Below are 16,583 nucleotides of genomic sequence, written 5' to 3'. Positions count from 1 at the left end.
ATATGCAGAAATACATAAGCCAGTTGAATGAAGCACAGCAGGCACCGGTGCTACAGAAAGACGGCCCGATGATTGTGATTGCCGGAGCAGGATCAGGGAAAACAAGGGTGCTTACCATGCGTATTGCTTACCTCATGAGCCAGGGTGTTGATGCCTTTAATATACTTGCCCTTACTTTTACCAACAAAGCGGCGCGCGAAATGAAAAAACGTATAGCGGATATTGTTGGAAATAGTGAAGCTAAGAATTTATGGATGGGTACATTCCACTCGATATTTGCTAAAATACTGAGGTTTGAGGCTGATAAACTGGGCTTTCCTTCTAACTTTACTATATATGATACGCAGGACAGCGTTCGCCTTATTACTGCTATCATCAAAGAAATGCAGCTTGATAAAGATATTTACAAGCCTAAGCAGGTACTGGGCAGGATATCATCATACAAGAACAGCCTGATAACGGTTAAGGCATACTTCAACAATCCTGAACTCCAGGAAGCCGATGCAATGTCAAAAAAACCAAGGCTGGGTGAGATATACCAAAATTATGTAGACCGATGCTTTAAGGCAGGTGCTATGGATTTTGATGACCTGTTGCTGCGTACCAATGAGCTTCTGAACCGTTTTCCGGAGGTGCTGGCAAAATACCAGGAACGGTTTAAATATATATTGGTTGATGAGTACCAAGATACCAACCATTCACAATATCTTATTGTAAGGGCATTGTCTGACCGGTACCAGAACATATGTGTGGTGGGCGATGACGCGCAAAGTATATATGCGTTTCGGGGGGCCAACATCAACAATATACTTAATTTCCAAAAGGATTATGATGGCGTGCAGCTATACCGCCTGGAGCAAAATTACCGCTCAACAAAAAATATTGTAGACGCGGCCAACTCTATTATCGACAAGAATAAAACAAAACTTGACAAAGTAGTATGGACAGCCAATGATGAAGGCAACAAGATAAAAGTGCACCGTAGCCTTACGGACGCTGAAGAAGGACGCTTTGTAGCCGGAACCATATTTGAGGAAAAAATGCGCAACCAGCTTAAAAACGGCTCTTTTGCGGTACTCTACCGTACCAACGCACAATCGCGTGCTATTGAAGATGCGTTGCGTAAGCGCGATATACCATACCGTATTTATGGAGGCTTGTCGTTCTACCAGCGTAAGGAAATTAAAGATGTACTGTCATATCTGAGGCTGGTAGTAAACCCTAAAGATGAAGAGGCACTGGTAAGGGTAATAAATTATCCGGCAAGAGGGATAGGGGACAGCACTGTTGATAAACTTACCGTTGCTGCCAACCACTATGGCCGCTCGGTTTTTGAGGTGATGGAAAATATTGACAGGATTGACCTGAAACTTAACAGCGGTACAAAAAACAAGCTTCAGGATTTTGTCACCATGATTAAAAGTTTCCAGATACTCAACGAAACCCATGATGCCTTTTATGTAGCAGAGCATATTACAAAAAAAACGGGGCTTATACAGGAACTAAAAAAAGATGCCACACCCGAGGGTATAGCCCGTATTGAAAATATTGAGGAACTGCTTAACGGTATAAAGGATTTTACAGAGGGGCAAAAAGAAGTTGACGGGGCAAGGGGAGCTTTATCAGAATTTTTGGAAGACGTAGCCCTGGCTACCGATATGGATAAAGATACAGGTGATGATGACCGGGTGGCGCTTATGACGATACACCTTGCTAAAGGGCTTGAGTTTCCTTATGTTTTTATAGTAGGAATGGAAGAAGACCTTTTCCCGAGCGCTATGAGCATGAATACCCGAAGTGAGCTGGAAGAGGAGAGGAGGCTGTTTTATGTGGCCCTGACAAGGGCTGAGCACCAGGCTTATTTAACGTATGCGCAATCCCGCTACAGGTGGGGTAAACTTGTTGATAGTGAACCCTCACGTTTCATTGAGGAGATTACCGATACGTTTTTAGAATACCTCACGCCTGCTGAAAACAATTATAGGTACAAGCCTATGATAGATACAGATATTTTTGGCGATGTAGATAAATCAAAGTTGCGCCTTAACAAGCCTGTTAACAGTACACCTCCAAGGTGGGTTACAGATAATGAACCAAAGCCAGACCTTAACATCCGAAGGCTTAAGCCTGTAGGCGGAACTGCGCCGCAAAGCACAGCTCCTGTAGTTGACAGTAAGCTGGCAGTTGGCAATATAGTAATGCACGAGCGTTTTGGCAAAGGCGAGGTACTTGGCCTGGAAGGGATAGGGGCTGATAAAAAAGCTGAAATAAAATTTGAAGTGGGGGGCATAAAGAAGTTATTGCTCCGTTTTGCAAGGCTTGATGTTATAGGTTAAATTAATAAGGCTGTCTCAGGAATTATACTTACCGTTAAAGTATAATTCCTGAAACAGCCTTTGTTTTTCATTCCCTGCGGTCATTAAAATGCCTGCTTTCATAAAAGCTGTCATCGTCATTGTTGTCAGGGTTGCTGTCAGGGTTGTTATAATAAATATTGATTATCTGCACTTCATAACCCCTGTCAAAATCCTGGCCTTTGCTAAACCTTTTGGCCTTCCTGAAACTATCATAGCTTATTTCGTTGGTCTGCACCTGTTTATTGTAGGTGTCAATGCTAGCTGACCCTATAGGGACTATAAGGTGGTTTTCGCCATCTTTGTTAATATATTCATGCGTGCCGCCTTCTGCCCGGTTTTCAAAAGGCTCATGACCTTGTTCAATTATATCTTTATCTACTTCAATATCAAGATATACCACACGCTTGGTATTCTTGTTTACCAGCAGGTCATCTACTTTGCCAATAGCCCTGTTATTAGCATCTACAAGTTTCCAGCCCCTTACGTCTGCATAATGGCTTGCTACTTTATAATCAGTAAGTTCGTCAAGATAGTATAAATTTTTGTTGTGCTTTTCCATAGTATTTTTCATTTAGGTAAGATAATGGGTGTAGGTTCCGGTTACTCCGGTTTGCGGGGTAACCATTCCTGTTGTTTCTTCAACTTCTTCAATAACATCTTGTTCTGCTTCCCTGTCCCTGAAGAATAAGAAGTAAATAAGCGCGATAATGCCGAGCAGTAGCAGTATCCAGGGCCATACCGGTTTTTTCTTTTCAATTTTAATTTCTGCCATAATCCAAAAGTTTTAGTTGGTAATAGTTTAGTTACTACCAAGTTATTTATTATATATGGGTACTACAGCAGGATTAACATATATTTGTGCATGAGGCGGAAAGCTGTAAATTTTGCTTTAGTTATCACTGTGTTCTCATACAAGTTTGTAACTTTAACCTGAAACACTGAAACTAAATCCTATGGCCCGGTTCGTAAAAATTTATCCGCAAAATCCCAATGAAAAAGAAATCAGCAAAATTGTTGAAACGCTGCGTGACGGAGGCATTATAATATACCCCACAGATACAGTTTACGGATTAGGTTGTGATATTACCAAATCGCGCGCCCTGGAGCGTATTGCCCAGATTAAAGGCATTAAGCTTGAAAAAGCTAACTTTTCGTTTGTATGTAGTGACCTTAGTAATCTGTCAGATTATGTGAAACAAATTGACACAAGTACGTTTAAGATATTAAAGCGCTCGCTGCCGGGGCCCTATACTTTCATACTACCCGGGAACAATAACCTGCCTAAAGAATTTAAAAAGAAAACTACAGTAGGTATCCGTGTACCGGATAATAATATTGCGCTGGAAATTGTGCGGAGGCTCGGCAATCCTATTATATCGACATCTATACACGATGAAGACGAGGTACTGGAATATTCAACGGATCCTGAACTGATTTTTGAAAAATGGCAGCATCTTGTTGATATAGTTATTGACGGCGGATACGGAGACAATATCCCGTCAACTATTATTGACCTTTCCGGCCCTGAGCCTGTAGTAGTTCGCGAAGGTAAGGGCGACCCCGATATATTGTAAACCTTGTAAAACAAATAAAGCTGCCAGAAGGCAGCTTTATTAAATGCATATGTGCAATACATTAAGCGGTTGCCGGGTTCATTCCTGCATCACCGGTATCCATGCTGTTACCTTTTTTGGCAGTACTCTTTCCGGTGGTGCTTTTAGTAGCTCCCTGAGTGTTGGTTTCACCGCCGTTACCTGATTCGCTGCCCATTTTTTGCATGGCAGTATCTTTCAGGTTGTTCAATTTGTTTTTAAGGTTACTTCCCCAGTTTCCTGTTGAAAGATTGTCAAAATAACCTTTTCTCTTGCAGATAACACCTGCAACTGCTAGGGCTGCAACTCCCGCTGCTACACCTAAAATAACTTTTTTGTTACTCATTACTTGTTGTTTATGATTAATAATTAAAAGACAAATCCGCTTACCGGTTTCCCGGGTTTTTATCTGATGTTTTTCCGCTACCGCCGCTGCCGGCACGTTTTTCCTGGTCGGCGTTCATGTCGCTGCGTTCAAATTGAGGCTTGTTATGGTCAACATTGCTCCTGTCAGGATCATTGCCCGAATCCCAGTTCCTTTTACTGTCTTCCATAGATTCGTTCTTGCCGATCATTTGTCCTCTTCATTTCCCCGTTTTCCTTTTGATGGTATCATAGCATTTTTATTTATTATTATCATTCGCCCCTGTCGAGGTTCAGCAGCCTTTCATCAGTGGTCGTGTGGTTCTTGGGTTTTTTCTTGTAGTCATCATCATCCGTACCCCCGGTATCATTTTCATCATCCATAAGGTGTTCGTAACGTTCAGGATCAGTTCCGGCATAGTCAGTTCCCGGCCTCATTTGATGATAGGAGCCGTTGTTTCCGCTCTTTTGATCTTTATCAGGTGTTGTCATAGCAGCGTAGTTTATAAGGCTGTAAAAACCTTTATGTACTGCTAAATTAGCCAATGAATAAGGGGGACACTATTAAGGGTGTCTTAAAATTTCCCCATAAATAAAGGGTTTAACTTTACTTTATGGATAACTGTTAAGGAGGATAAGTGAAATGTTAAAAGGGAAAGGGGATAGTAAATATCAGCAGGGGATATAAACAGGTATAGCACCTTAAAAAGGTGCTTTATGATTTTGTATGTAATTTATATTACACAAAAAGTGGGTACTCAGCCTCATCGTCATAAACTTCATATTCTTCTTCATCATTTACATCAACTTCAGCTACAAAGCTAAGTAACCTGATGATTCCGAACCCGGTGAGCATCGCTAAGAAAAATTTGATGATTTTCATTGTTTTACAGGTTTTAATTATTGATTTAATGGTGCCTGATGCCAGCGTTTTGGCTCATTCACAGTGTGAAATTACATAATGATTTATTATGCGCAACTACTTTTTAATAAAACTTTAATAGTTGAAAATCAAATTTGTAGCGAAACGGAAATTTCGTGTAATGAAACTTTCCGGACTATTTCACCAGGCACAATCCTGCCCATGTAGCCGCCACTCCGGTTACGACACTGAAGGTACTATATAGCAGTGCCGTTTTAATATTACCTGACTGAAGAAGGTTTAAATTTTCAAAGGTAAATGCCGAAAATGTAGTGTAGCCACCGCACAGCCCTGTAATGAGCAGCAATTTAATATTGTCAGTATACTGATACCTAAGCGCAAAGCCCGCCAGCATACCAATAAGAAATGAACCGGTTATATTTACTATAAAAGTACTTAAAGGAAACGATATAGGCCAATACCTGCTTATAACCCGGCCTGTTAAGTAGCGGAGAATACTCCCGGCTGCCCCTCCGGATCCTACAAGTAGCACTGTTTTGAATAGGTTCATGTAGTATTGTTAACAGCTATGAAAAGGCAAAGTTAATAACATTATAAATTTCCTCACCTAAAATAGCCTATGTAAGCTTAAACATTTTATTATATTTGCCCTTTACAATAGAACAAACGGAACAATAACATGAAACTATTACAGGGAAAAACGGCAATAATAACCGGTGCAAGCAGGGGTATAGGCCGTGGCATAGCTCAGGTTTTTGCACAGCATGGTGCCAATATCGCTTTTACTTACAGTGCTTCCGCAGAAGCTGCCAAAGTGCTTGAAGATGAGCTTGCCGCCACAGGAATAAAAGCAAAAGGTTACCAGAGTGACGCCGCTGATTTTGAACAGGCACAAAAGCTAATAGATGACGTACTTGCCGAATTCGGCACAATAGATATACTGATTAACAATGCCGGCATCACTAAAGACAACCTGCTTATGAGGATGCCTGAGGAAGATTTTGATAAAGTAATACAGGTTAACCTGAAATCGGTTTTTAATATGACCAAGGCAGTACAGAAAACTATGCTGAAGCAGCGTTCAGGCTCTATCATCAATATGAGTTCGGTAGTTGGTGTCAAGGGTAACGCGGGGCAGGCAAATTATGCCGCTTCTAAAGCCGGGGTTATCGGTTTTACCAAATCTGTTGCACTGGAACTGGGGTCGCGCAATATCCGTTGCAATGCCATAAATCCTGGCTTTATTGAAACCGAAATGACTGCAAAGCTAAATGAAGACGTGGTTAAAGGATGGAGGGAAAGCATTCCGCTTAAGCGCGGGGGAACTCCTGAGGATGTTGCTAATGCCTGTGTTTTCCTTGCCAGCGACATGTCGGCTTATGTTACCGGCCAGGCTATAAATGTTGACGGAGGAATGCTGACATAATAAAACAATAAAAACTGCGATAAATTATAATGACTACATCAACAGTACTGCTACTGATCCTTTCAGCCCTTGTAGCATTCGGTTTATCGTTTTACCAATATCTTTTTAAAGCCGGTAAAAAGAGCAGGCTGTTCTTTTTACTGGCTTTTTTACGTTTTGCAACACTGTTTTCCATTTTTTTGCTGCTAATTAATCCTGTTATAAGCAGGAAGGTATTTGAAACCTCAAAAACACCATTACCGGTACTAATTGATAATTCATCGTCAATAGCGGTACTGGGACAGGATAGCGTGGCAAAAATACTGGCATCGAGGATAGGGGAGAGCAGCAAGCTAAAAAATAAGTTTGATGTACAGCTTTATACCTTTGATGAAGGCTTTGAAAGCAGCAGCAACCCCAATTTTAAAGGAAAGCAGACGGCTATAGATAATGCTGTGCAAAACCTGAGGCAACTATACCGCAACAATGCTTACCCTGTTGTCCTGCTCACAGATGGCAACCAGACCATTGGTAATGATTATGTGTATAGCTTTAGCGAAAATATGCAGGCATACCCGGTAGTGCTGGGTGACACTACAACTTTTCTCGACCTTAAAATAGACCAGCTCAACGTAAACCGCTATGCGTTTCTTAAAAACAAATTCCCGGTTGAAGTTTTTCTTCAATACAACGGGAACAAAAGCATTGATGCCAGCTTCAGCATTGTGCAGGGCAACGAAGTGCTGAGCAGGCAGGCAGTAACTTTTTCCCCTTCCGGGAGGGCACAGACAATATCAGTATTGCTTAATGCGGAGCGCGTAGGCGTACAAACTTTTAAGGCAGTTATTTCATCAACAGAGGCTGAAAAGAACAAATATAATAATGTAAAGAATTTTGCTGTAGAAGTTATAGACCAGAGGTCTGAAGTAGCCTTGGTATCGTCTCTAAACCATCCTGATTTAGGCGCCCTTAAACGCGCTATTGAAAGTAACCAGCAGCGCAAGGTAACTATAGTAAAACCCGGCGAGGTAAAATCGCTCCGGGATTACAACATAATGATACTTTACCAGCCTGACGCGTCATTCAGGCAGCTATTGGAACTGAATAAAAATGCAGGCCTTAACACTTTAATTATTACCGGGGTACATACTGATTTTAACCTGCTCAACCAGTACCAGGAACAACTTACCTTCCGGATGAGTTCGCAGCATGAAGAATATTCGGCAGATTATAACCCGCAGTTTAACCTGTTTGCCGTGGAGAACATCGGATTTGAAAATTTTCCCCCACTGTTACATCCTTTTGGCACTATTACTGTTAAACCAGGTGCTGCCCAACTACTCCAGGCACGGATCAGGAATGTAAAGACGGAGAATCCTTTAATGGTCTTTTCAGAGACCGGCGCTTCAAGAAATGCCTTTCTTCTTGGTGAGAACATCTGGAGATGGCGCCTTGAAAGCCATCTCGCCAATACATCATTTGACAAGTTTGACATCTTTATTGATAAAGCAATACAATTCCTTGCTTCAAATTCAAAAAGAAAATCTTTAGTGGTAAATCATGAAAGTTTTTATAATTCAGGTGAAGTTATAGCCGTGACCGCACAATATTTTAATAAAAACTATGAATTTGATGATAATGCCAGGCTTACTATCCAACTTAAAAATAAAAAAACAAACCAGTCTAAAACATACGATTTTCTTAAGGAAAGCGGTGAATATAAAGTCAGCTTTGACGGCCTTGCTGCGGGGCAATACAGTTTTACAGTAAAAGAAAACATATCAAATACCACATATAGCGGCGCATTTGAAGTACTGGATTTTGAAATTGAAAAGCAATTTGTCAATCCCGACCTTAACCGTTTGCAGCAGGTAGCTGATAACACAAATGGCAGGGTTTTTTATCCCGGCCAGACAGATGAGCTGACTAACGCGCTTGTCAATAATGATAATTATAAAGAAGTTCAAAAAGAAATAATCAGGCGTACTCCGCTGATTGACTGGGTATGGCTCTTAATAATTATAACTGCTGCACTCGCATCAGAATGGTTTATAAGGAAGTATAATGGGCTGTTGTAATACAAGTCTTAAATTTTTAATAAAAGAAAAAAATCCTACATGAAATGATTAAATTTGGGTAACCTAAATTTATTCATCATGAAAACTATAATCAGGAACTTTATTTTTATTGCTATCACAGTGTTAATAGCTTTAGCATGTGGCAGTACTAAAGAGGTTGACCCACGTGCCATACTTACAGGCAGTACCTGGGAGCTTTCTGCCATCAACGGTAACCCTGCTAATCCTTCGGCATTTTCCAGGGGGCTGCCTTATGTAACTTTTACGGCAGACAATAAAATGATGGGAAAAGGTGGTTGCAATAGATTTAGCGGCCCTTATAACCTCAATACTGAAGGCGGTATTAATATGGGGCCTCTAACTTCCACAAAAATGGCCTGTGAAGGCGTTAATGAAAATGAGTTTTTTGCAGCGTTGGAAAAAGCGAAGATTGCAAAAATTGATACAGGTAAACTCACCTTACTAAATGGTGTTACGGAAGTTCTGGTATTTGTGCCACGAAATAAAGACCAACAGTAGATAATACATCATAAAAAATGAGATAATACATCATAAAAAATGTCCGGATGATTTGCCGGACGTTTTCTATTTATTATTAACCAGTAGCTGCACCTGGTCCTTAAGCCTTTCTATAAGCATATTCATCATTCTTTTGTTCAGGTTTGATGAGTTTAATGTATAATCACGGAATTCTTCAACAGTAAATAGCGCCAATACCATTCCTTTCAGGGCGTTTCTGAATTTAATATCTTTTTGTATGGCATTTTCGATGTACTGTAGTTTTTTTTCTGTACTCAGCTGGAAAAAGCTACTTTTTTGCTTATTGACATAATTAAGGAAAGCTTCAATAAAAAGGTCATTCTGTAGTTTAAGTATCGGTCGTAGGGTTTGGTTCTGGAAAATTTCATCATGAGAGGACTGGGGATATATTGCACCTATGGCACCGCCTCTTAAGGCAATCAGGCTGCTGTCTCTGTTATTCATGGTTTTTCTTTAAAGGTATAAAAAAACCTCTGTGTTTGCAGAGGTTTTTTTTGTTAAATGTATAATTTTATTGTTTTAGCATAAACGTTACCCTACGTACAATCTGCCTTGCGTAATTTGATTTTTTGTTAACAGTTGTATCTTCACCATTGTTCTTGATAGTTAGCCTGTTGCCATCAATACCTGCATCAACAAGTATCTGTTTTACGTTTTCAGCCCTCTTTTGAGAAAGGTTCCTGTTGTATTCAGTATCGCCAATCTCATCAGCGTAGCCTATTACATCGGCCTGTACGGTTGGGTTTTCTTTGAGATATTTTACTAGGAAATTAATGCCGTTAACGGATTGTGAATTAGGTTGGTCTTTATTGAAATCAAAATAAACATTCACATATCCGCCATTAATCAGGTCAGCCAGTTCCGCATTTACTCCGGCAACAACTTCCTTGTTTTTGTTCTCAATGTATGATTCCAGTTCATCAGGCACGCCGTTATTGTTCTTGTCAATTGTACGCCCTTTGCTGTCTACCGCCACACCGGTAATGGTTTTAGGCTCAGCATCAAGATAATCTGGTACACCGTCCTTGTCAGTATCATCCATCATGGTTTCAAGTTCCGCCAGCCTTTCTTCGAGGTCTTCCAGTTCGTCAGCCCTCTCACCAATATACCAGTCAGCATGCTGCGCATTTTTACCAAGATAAATTGATAATCCCAGGGTAGCAGTATAAAATGTACTGTCAAATCCCTGGCTTAAGGTTTTGTCGTATTCAGAACCATCCCATGTCTTATCATGGTGGAAATTATTATACATGGTCACGTCAGCATTTAGCGCGATGCGGTTTGATAATCTGTACTGGGCAGTAAGGCCAATAAGGAAATTCCCTATGTGGTCTTGCCCATCATAACGGTCGCTGGTCATTTGTGCTACACCTACACCAAGGTGCCCTAATACATTGAAACGCTGTGTAAAAGTCTCAAATTCCATGATCCGGCCTAAGTTGGCATATCCCTGTAAACCAAGGGATATAATTTTTGTTTCAAATGGGAGTGAATTCGTGCCGTTGTTCAGCACGTCGTAGCCTCCCTGTAGCTTTAAACCAAACTTGGTATTAAAGTTATAACGGAAACCTAAATCAGCATGGAAAAAATTCAGGGCTTTAACATAGTATCCATCAGCCATAGGATTAGTAGCTTTATTGATACCTCCATTTATATCTATCGACCACCTGTTAAAATTAGATGATTCAGTTACTTCTTTTTCTTTTTCTTTTTCTTTTTGTTTTTGCTGTGCATGCAGGGCGGCAGTACTCAGGCATAGCATTAATAGTGGGAGTACAAGTCTCTTCATATTCACTAGTGTTTTTGGTAGGTTGTTATTTTCGGGGACAAAGTTAATAAATTTATTACTAACCAAATAAATGTTATTTTTATAACAAAATTAGTACAAATGTAAACAATGTTTTCAATTATCAATCCTTTTGATTTAACTTTTTTAGCTGAATATGAATATATTACTGACAATCAGGCGGTTCAGAGAATTGATACGGCTCATAACAGCTATAATAAATGGCGCTGTAAAAGCCTGAATACCAGGTTAGAATTAGTTAAAAATTTACTTAATACGCTGACAAATCAGCAAAAATCTTTGTCAGAAAAATGCAGCCTTGAAATGGGTAAGCCCATAGCCCAGGCTGTCGCAGAGGTAAAAAAGTGCGGGCTTTTATGCGAATACTATATAAAGCACGCCCCCGGTTTCCTTGCGGAAAAGCCCGTAAATACGGATGCTGCGGAGAGTTTTGTAGTATATGAGCCCCTGGGCGTTATTTTGGGCATAATGCCCTGGAATTTTCCCTACTGGCAGGTGTTCAGGTTTGCTATTCCGGCTATAATCGTGGGGAACACCGTAGTTGTTAAGCATGCCTCTAATGTGGCGGGCTGCGCGCAGCTGCTGGAAAGCCTTTTCACTGATGCGGGCTTTCCTGAAGGCATTTACCAGAATTTGCTGATTTCGGGTGAGCAGGTTAAAAAGGTAATCGAGAACCCCATAGTTAAAGCCGTATCGCTCACGGGTAGCGAAAAAGCCGGCATATCAGTAGCTACGGTGGCAGCCTCACAAATAAAAAAATCGGTATTAGAGCTCGGTGGCAGCAACGCCTTTATAGTACTTGGGGATGCTGACCTTGACAAAGCCGCATCAGTGGCGGTTTCGGCGCGTATGCAGAACACCGGGCAAAGCTGCATTGCGGCAAAGCGGTTTTTGGTGCATTCCTCTGTGTATGAGGATTTTTTAAACAGGTTCAGGGCAGGGGTTGAAAAGCTTAAACCGGGTAACCCGCTGGATACAGCTACTGATATTGGCCCGCTGGCCCGCCTAGACCTTGCCAAAGATGTTGAAAAGCAGGTGGACCGCTCAGTGGCTATGGGCGCAAAGGTACTGACAGGGGGAAAAAGGGATAAGGCTTTTTATGCCCCCACGATTGTAACAGATGTTACTACCGATATGCCTGTTTTTAAGGAAGAGGTATTTGGCCCTGTGGCCGCCGTAATAAAGTTTGAAACTTTTGAAGAAGCGGTCACCCTAAGCAACAGCACAGACTTTGGCCTGGGTGTAACCCTCTTTACCCGGAATATTGATGATATAAAGGATAAGCTGCACCTGTTTGAAGAAGGGGCGGTATTTATTAATGCTATGGTAAAAAGTGACCCTGCGCTCCCCTTCGGTGGGGTTAAGCGCTCAGGATACGGGCGTGAGCTGGCCGAAAATGGGCTGAAAGAGTTTGTGAATGTGAAAACAGTGTATATAAACAAGTAAAAAAATTACTGCTGATGAATTTTTTGGTATTGTCTATAATTACCATTACTCTTTATATTTTGTAAATTAGCCATAATTATGAACTTAACTTTTATATAAGAGAAGTTGATAGATGAAACCGGAATATATACAAAATACCATTACCGGGACTCAAACGCCTATTAAAAACCATTTGTAGATATTGAAAAATCTAAAGTTGAACTAAAAGATTTACCGGTAAACGGCGGGTGGAGATCATTGAATCAAAATGTTTGTGCTTTCCTGATATTGATGGAGAAATTTATAGGGGAATTAAAGAATATAAAAAATTTACTTTTACAGGTTTTAACAGAAATAACAAGGAAAGTAAATTAATCAGGTTGCATTCAGGGTATTTTTCAGACCTTGAAAACGGGCTTTAAAGGAGGCTTAACAGCCGCTATGTAAGGTCACAATGGACTATTAAACAAACTAAACCAATAGATTATGAAGAAAAAGATCCTTTTTGTGGTGAGCCTGATTTTCGGGCTGATGTTCATCAATGCGGGGCTGAACAAATTCTTTAATTACATGCCCATGCCGGACGACATGCCGGAAAGCATGTTAAAGTTAATGGATGCATTTATGCAGATTACCTGGCTGATGCCCCTGGTAGGCATAGTGGAAATAGTAGGAGGCGTTTTGTTCATTACCAACAGGTACAGGGCTTTAGGGGCTGTTATTATCCTACCCGTAATGATCGGTATCCTTCTTACCAACATTTTCTCAGAGCCATCGGGGCTTCCGATATCCGGCACGTTGTTTATTATCAATATTTGGGCCATGTACGAAAACAGGGAAAAATACAGGCCTTTATTATAAAACAAACTGTTTAGGGACAAAGTTTCAACATCTATTTACTTTATGAGTGCCGGCGTAGCAAAATGCCGGCATAATTTTTTGAAGGTAAATGAGTTTTATATATTCCGGATTAGGAGAATCAGGCACATTTCCTTATCTTAACTACTTAAAACCAACTAAATAATACATTATGAATTTTGCAATTGAAAGTTATGTTAAACCTATCGGCTTTGAGCCTATGGAGGATAAAATAGCTATCGTAATTAATAATTTTACTTTAACAAAGAACCCGGACTGGCCCTTTCGCTATTCTGAACCTTATATTATTTCCATGGCCATAGACCAGGGCGGAGCCAATAATCCTGCCATTGACTTTAGTATATTGCCTTTTCCCAAGGTACGTAAAAACAATACTGTAGATTTTGACGGGCATGGACACCTAATCTACGGCCCGGCAAACCCGGGTGAATTTGTAACCTATACTATCCTGTTTATGGAGGATGACAATGACATGCGCAATCTAGGCCAGGCAATAGAGGATATAATTAAGGGCGAAGCTACAAATATAGGTATGAAGGCCCTGCTCAAGGCCAGCCCTACTATTAGCAATTCGGCTCTGCTACTGTCCAGACTGTCTGAAATCATAGCCTCGCGGATAAAAAAGGACAACGATGACGAATTATACCGCCGTAGCGGCACTTTGCTCCGGGATGTAGAAAACCCATATGGAATATCCCAAAGTTTTGAGGGCGGCAATGATTTTGTAAAATCACGCCTTACGATAGTCCCGCTAACCAAGGAACTTAGGGTAAATAAAGACACTAAACAAATCAGTTTATAATGGAGCCAAAATTTAAAATCTGCATAGCCATGGCAGGCGCCGTATCAGCAGGCGCCTATACAGCAGGCGCCATGGATTATTTACTGGAAACCCTTGAACTTTGGGAAAAAGCAAAAGAAAAAAACCGCCGTCTGGGGCCGGAGCATCCTGAGTATAATTTTTCTATACCCATGCATGATGTAGCTATTGATGTCATGAGCGGCGCGTCGGCTGGCGGGATTAATGGTTCCCTTGCTTTGCTAAACCTCGCGGATGGCAGCCATACATATGTAAATAAAGACAACCCTTTCGGCAAGAATAACCGTTTTTATCAAAGCTGGGTGGAGATGGGTGATGATGCTGAAGGAAGTACTTTTGAAAAGCTACTTTCGCTTACAGATCTCAAAAAAGGGGAGAAGCCTGATTCACTCCTCAATACAAAGCCAATAGACGGTATTGCCGAAAAGGCCTTAGTTTTAGAAAAATTGCATCAATGCCCGCCTTATATATCGCCTTCGCTTGACCTGGTGCTGACTACAACCAATTTGCAGGGAATTAATTTCAAGATTGATTTTGGAGGCAGTAATAATAGTGGTACGGTAATCACCAGCCATGCAGGTTTTTTCCGGTACAGGCTGGCCAATGAAACAACCCCTTCGGGTGTACCGGCAGATGAAAACTCGCTTTTTTTTATTCTTAACCTTTCAGATCCCAAGCATATGGGTTACCTCAAAGATGCTACCCTCAGCACGGCAGCTTTCCCTATAGGGCTTAAATCACGAAAAGTAGCCATTTCACAAAAATATGTTGACCGGTATCCTAAATATCTTTTTGGGCAGCGGCGGGGTATTACGCCTATACTGGAAGAAAACGCTGTTTACCAGTTTAGTTCGATAGATGGGGGGCTTATAAACAATGAGCCTTTTGGTATTGCGCTGAAGGTACTCCGGGAGAAGAACGCGCCTGAAGTAGCCAAAGACCAGTATGCGGTAATAATGATTGACCCTTTCCCCAACCACGATAATGCTGTGGAAGGCGAAGACATTAAAACCGATATGGTTTCGGTAGCCAAAGGCATGTTCAGGGCATTGCGCAACCAGGTCATGTTTAACCAAGATGGCCTGCTTGAGGCGCTGGAGCTTAATGACCGTACCAAGTTCCTGATTGCTCCTGTTCGTAAAGAACTCCGAAATGGTGAATTGATCCGGGCAAAAAATGACCTTGCTTCGGCGCCATTTAGTGGTTTTGCAGGTTTCATGGATAAATCTTTCCGTCATCATGATTATTACCTGGGCCGCCAGAACTGCCAGGCTTTCCTCAGGTACTACTTTGCGGTAACACAGGATTCGGCGGTGCAGAGGCTGGGTATTGCACCCCATCCGGAGGCCATAAACAGGTATGGCTTTTTTGAGGCGCAGGGCGATGCGCTAAGCAGGAAGCTTTTCCCTATAATACCTGATATGCGCCTGCTGCATACCCAGTCCAATAAAGCCGATAGCGATACATATGGTATAGATGCCACGCTTGCCTTTCCGGCCTATCCATCGCTTGATGCGGCTGCTTTCCGCAGAAAGTACAAAGGGATGGTGAAAAACCGTATAGAGACAGTGCTCAACAGGCTTTTTGAAAATTTTTGGGCGAGCCTTATCAACAAGCTGGTGCTGCAGCACAAGGTTTATCATATTATAGAGGAAGCCCTTTTTAAAGAACTGGAGGACGCAGGGCTTCTGAAAAAGTAAAGGCTATGGAAACTGATTTTAAAAAGCTGAACCGCTTTACTACTATACCGTTCCTTATAGATATGCTGGTGCGTAAAAAGCTCACGCTGCTAAGCCCGGCTTTATGGGAAGATTATAACGACAGGGAAACCATGGAGGTGTACCGCAAAAGCATTGGCGCCCGGAGCATTTATGCTCTTTGTTTTACACACGGAGGTGAAACTATACATCACTGGAATACCTTTTCGGCAGGTGCAGGTGGCTGCTACATTGAGTTCAGCCCGCAAAAGCTTTTCCAGATCCTGCAAAACCACCCCGGGGTGCAGCATGGCAAAGTGCAGTATGTCAGCATGAGGGATATAGCTTCTGTAACATCCGAAAACTTTGCTTTCATAAAGCGGCAGCCTTATTTGCCCGAAAAAGAATACCGTATTATAGTGGCCGCAGCAGAGGAACAGCAGCCTGTATTTGAGTTTGACCTGGATATCAGTGTGATACGCCGGATCACTATCAATAACAAAATGCCTGCGGAAGTGTTCCGCAGCCTTAAAAAATCACTATTGTGCATAGCTCCTGATTATAAAGGCAGTATTTACCAGTCAACCCTGTTAAGTAATCCTGTGTGGATAAATCATTTCCGTGGCCGGCTGTAGTTTCTGCCCGGGCTTATAAAGCTGGCAGGTAAACACTGTTGCCTGAGCCAGCCCTGATGGAAGCGGCATCCTCCCCGCCGCCTGCTTTCGCGGCGGGGAGAT

Annotated in this window: 20 protein-coding genes; 11 read left to right on the top strand and 9 right to left on the bottom strand. The window is 41.6% G+C overall.

Features of this window, described 5'->3' with window-relative positions:
* The first annotated feature begins 2 nt into the window (after nt 1–2).
* Entirely contained in the window at nt 3–2,336 is a 2,334-nt protein-coding gene (locus CHU92_RS08610) for an ATP-dependent helicase (protein ID WP_094414638.1), read from the top strand.
* A 67-nt stretch (nt 2,337–2,403) separates the two neighbouring features.
* On the opposite strand, the gene CHU92_RS08605 is transcribed toward CHU92_RS08610, so the two are convergent.
* The gene (locus CHU92_RS08605; RefSeq protein WP_094414636.1) at nt 2,404–2,916 is read right to left on the bottom strand and encodes a PRC-barrel domain-containing protein; all 513 of its coding nucleotides are present in this window, start codon (nt 2,914–2,916) and stop codon (nt 2,404–2,406) included.
* Between the two features lie 12 nt (nt 2,917–2,928).
* Entirely contained in the window at nt 2,929–3,129 is a 201-nt protein-coding gene (locus CHU92_RS08600) for a hypothetical protein (protein ID WP_094414618.1), read from the bottom strand.
* Between the two features lie 181 nt (nt 3,130–3,310).
* On the opposite strand from CHU92_RS08600, the gene CHU92_RS08595 reads away from it, so the two are divergent.
* Nucleotides 3,311–3,931, top strand: a complete 621-nt coding sequence (locus tag CHU92_RS08595) for an L-threonylcarbamoyladenylate synthase (RefSeq protein WP_094414616.1) — start codon at nt 3,311–3,313, stop codon at nt 3,929–3,931.
* Between the two features lie 61 nt (nt 3,932–3,992).
* On the opposite strand, the gene CHU92_RS08590 is transcribed toward CHU92_RS08595, so the two are convergent.
* From CHU92_RS08590 to crcB, 5 genes are all read right to left on the bottom strand, one after another.
* Nucleotides 3,993–4,295: a hypothetical protein gene (locus tag CHU92_RS08590; protein ID WP_094414614.1), complete on the bottom strand. Its 303-nt coding sequence runs from the start codon at nt 4,293–4,295 to the stop codon at nt 3,993–3,995.
* A gap of 40 nt (nt 4,296–4,335) precedes the next feature.
* Nucleotides 4,336–4,503, bottom strand: coding sequence for a hypothetical protein (locus CHU92_RS15845; RefSeq protein WP_165764621.1), 168 nt, complete (start codon nt 4,501–4,503; stop codon nt 4,336–4,338).
* 82 nt (nt 4,504–4,585) lie between these two features.
* Complete coding sequence (locus CHU92_RS08580) at nt 4,586–4,804, bottom strand: hypothetical protein (protein ID WP_129583037.1); 219 nt, start codon at nt 4,802–4,804, stop codon at nt 4,586–4,588.
* A gap of 247 nt (nt 4,805–5,051) precedes the next feature.
* Nucleotides 5,052–5,195 (bottom strand): hypothetical protein, encoded by a 144-nt coding sequence (locus CHU92_RS15840; protein ID WP_165764620.1) that lies wholly within the window; start codon nt 5,193–5,195, stop codon nt 5,052–5,054.
* 175 nt (nt 5,196–5,370) lie between these two features.
* Nucleotides 5,371–5,745 (bottom strand): fluoride efflux transporter CrcB, encoded by a 375-nt coding sequence (crcB, locus tag CHU92_RS08575; protein ID WP_094414608.1) that lies wholly within the window; start codon nt 5,743–5,745, stop codon nt 5,371–5,373.
* A 129-nt stretch (nt 5,746–5,874) separates the two neighbouring features.
* On the opposite strand from crcB, the gene fabG reads away from it, so the two are divergent.
* From fabG to CHU92_RS08560, 3 genes are all read left to right on the top strand, one after another.
* Entirely contained in the window at nt 5,875–6,621 is a 747-nt protein-coding gene (fabG, locus tag CHU92_RS08570) for a 3-oxoacyl-[acyl-carrier-protein] reductase (protein ID WP_094414606.1), read from the top strand.
* 29 nt (nt 6,622–6,650) lie between these two features.
* Nucleotides 6,651–8,678 (top strand): hypothetical protein, encoded by a 2,028-nt coding sequence (locus CHU92_RS08565; RefSeq protein ID WP_094414604.1) that lies wholly within the window; start codon nt 6,651–6,653, stop codon nt 8,676–8,678.
* A gap of 78 nt (nt 8,679–8,756) precedes the next feature.
* Entirely contained in the window at nt 8,757–9,197 is a 441-nt protein-coding gene (locus tag CHU92_RS08560) for an META domain-containing protein (RefSeq protein WP_094414602.1), read from the top strand.
* Nucleotides 9,198–9,263: 66 nt separating this feature from the next.
* On the opposite strand, the gene CHU92_RS08555 is transcribed toward CHU92_RS08560, so the two are convergent.
* On the bottom strand, nt 9,264–9,662 hold the full coding sequence (locus CHU92_RS08555; protein ID WP_094414600.1) for a glyoxalase: 399 nt from the start codon (nt 9,660–9,662) through the stop codon (nt 9,264–9,266).
* A 67-nt stretch (nt 9,663–9,729) separates the two neighbouring features.
* Complete coding sequence (locus tag CHU92_RS08550) at nt 9,730–11,007, bottom strand: OmpA family protein (protein WP_094414634.1); 1,278 nt, start codon at nt 11,005–11,007, stop codon at nt 9,730–9,732.
* 108 nt (nt 11,008–11,115) lie between these two features.
* On the opposite strand from CHU92_RS08550, the gene CHU92_RS08545 reads away from it, so the two are divergent.
* The 6 genes from CHU92_RS08545 (at nt 11,116) to CHU92_RS08525 (ending at nt 16,481) form a co-directional block, all read left to right on the top strand.
* A complete protein-coding gene (locus tag CHU92_RS08545; protein ID WP_094414598.1) occupies nt 11,116–12,471 on the top strand; it encodes an NAD-dependent succinate-semialdehyde dehydrogenase in 1,356 nt (451 codons plus the stop codon).
* A gap of 227 nt (nt 12,472–12,698) precedes the next feature.
* Entirely contained in the window at nt 12,699–12,872 is a 174-nt protein-coding gene (locus CHU92_RS15835; RefSeq protein WP_165764619.1) for a hypothetical protein, read from the top strand.
* A 64-nt stretch (nt 12,873–12,936) separates the two neighbouring features.
* Nucleotides 12,937–13,311 carry a DoxX family protein gene (locus tag CHU92_RS08540; RefSeq protein ID WP_094414596.1) on the top strand — a complete coding sequence of 125 codons (375 nt, stop codon included), beginning with the start codon at nt 12,937–12,939 and terminating at the stop codon, nt 13,309–13,311.
* A gap of 169 nt (nt 13,312–13,480) precedes the next feature.
* Nucleotides 13,481–14,131, top strand: a complete 651-nt coding sequence (locus CHU92_RS08535) for a hypothetical protein (protein ID WP_094414594.1) — start codon at nt 13,481–13,483, stop codon at nt 14,129–14,131.
* Nucleotides 14,131–15,849 (top strand): patatin-like phospholipase family protein, encoded by a 1,719-nt coding sequence (locus CHU92_RS08530; RefSeq protein WP_094414592.1) that lies wholly within the window; start codon nt 14,131–14,133, stop codon nt 15,847–15,849. Before CHU92_RS08535 ends, CHU92_RS08530 begins: the two co-directional genes overlap by 1 nt.
* Before the next feature lie 5 nt (nt 15,850–15,854).
* Nucleotides 15,855–16,481 (top strand): hypothetical protein, encoded by a 627-nt coding sequence (locus CHU92_RS08525; RefSeq protein WP_094414590.1) that lies wholly within the window; start codon nt 15,855–15,857, stop codon nt 16,479–16,481.
* Nucleotides 16,482–16,583: the final 102 nt, after the last annotated feature.

The organism is Flavobacterium cyanobacteriorum, from assembly GCF_002251835.1.
Lineage (GTDB): Bacteria > Bacteroidota > Bacteroidia > Flavobacteriales > Flavobacteriaceae > Flavobacterium > Flavobacterium cyanobacteriorum.
Note: the sequence above shows the minus strand (reverse complement) of the source record. Positions and strands in the feature narration are given on the sequence as shown.